The following is a 448-nucleotide window of genomic DNA, read 5'->3' as shown; positions in this document are numbered from 1 at the left end:
GGAGCGGTTGTGAAGGTCACCAATCCCGTCGCGGTCGAGACCGACCAGCCGGAGGCTTGCGTCGCGCCGTTCAGGGCGATGGTGACGGAACCGGCGACTGGCTTGGTGATGGCGCGCGTCCAGGACTGCGCGCCCGAGGTTTTGCGCGTGGGGAGCTGACACAGGGTGGCTGGCCCGTTGCCACTGCGGATCTGGTGATTGGTCGGGCCGGGCGTCTTCGACGGCAGGCAGGACTTGAACTCGGCCCAGTCCTTGAAACGAAAGCCGTGGAGACGGCCATTGCGGGCATCGAAGAAGGCCACGACCGCGGCCAGATCGTCGGCGCGGCGGATGCCGTAGGCGACGTCATAGCGGCGGCGCGAATTGGCCCAGCTGGCATTGCGCTCTTCGGCCCCGCTTGCCAATCAGCCTTTCTGGCCAACATGTCGCATGAAATCAGAACCCCGAT

General features: G+C 65.8%; 1 protein-coding gene. It reads right to left on the bottom strand.

Annotation, left to right across the window (positions count from 1 at the left end; translation table 11 throughout):
* Positions 1-404, bottom strand: a 404-nt coding sequence (locus V3C85_RS00035; protein ID WP_331792945.1) for a DUF2460 domain-containing protein, incomplete at its 3' end; no start/stop codon positions are given.
* Between the last annotated feature and the right edge of the window lie 44 nt (positions 405-448).

Source organism: Pseudotabrizicola sp. L79, assembly GCF_036553525.1.
Taxonomy (GTDB): Bacteria; Pseudomonadota; Alphaproteobacteria; order Rhodobacterales; family Rhodobacteraceae; genus Pseudotabrizicola.
This window is presented reverse-complemented; position numbering and strand designations above follow the sequence as displayed.